Raw genomic sequence first — 657 nt, forward strand, 5'->3', positions numbered from 1 at the left:
CGTCACGCCCCGGACTGCGGGTCACCGGCGTGGACCTGTCCACGTCGATGACCTCGCGGGCCGCCGCCCGGCTCCCGGGGGCCGTGGTGCGCGCCGACAGCCGCCGGCTGCCCTTCCGGGACGTCTGTTTCGACGCGGTGGTCAGCGTGTGGCTGCTGCACCTGCTGGCCGACCCCGCCGACGTGCGCGCCGTCGTCGCCGAGTGCGCGCGGGTGCTGCGGCCCGGCGGGGTGTACGTCACCACCGTGCACAAGGGGCTGTCGCACAACGTGGGCAGCGACATCGACGCCGTGCTCGCCGGCCGCCCGCCGAGCCCCGTGCCCGACGACCCCGCGACGGTCGCGGCCTGCGCGGCCGGGCACGGACTGGTCCCGGCGGGGGAGGCCCGCTTCCGGGGCCACGGCCAGGGGCGCAGCCCCCGCCGCACCGTGGACGACCTGCGGCGCGGCTGGTTCGTCACCCTCCCGCCCGGCCACCCCCTCGTGGAGGAGTTCGCCGCCACCGTCCGCGACCGGGGCGGGATCGTCGCCCTCGGCGGATGCGTGGAGATCGGCGCCGACGGCCTGCCCTTCGCCCCCTTCTCCACGGCCCTGCGCCAACTGCGCCGGGAACTGCCCGACCAGCTCACGGCCGCAGCCGACGGGCAGGAGGAGGAAC

At 77.6% G+C, this 657-nt stretch carries 1 protein-coding gene; it reads left to right on the forward strand.

Annotation, left to right across the window (positions count from 1 at the left end):
* Positions 1–29: 29 nt before the first annotated feature.
* The coding region (locus LPA54_RS34625; protein WP_228984599.1) for a class I SAM-dependent methyltransferase at positions 30–657 on the forward strand (628 nt) is incomplete at its 3' end.

The sequence above is a fragment of the Streptomyces sp. DH12 genome (assembly GCF_020873895.1).
GTDB lineage: Bacteria > Actinomycetota > Actinomycetes > Streptomycetales > Streptomycetaceae > Streptomyces.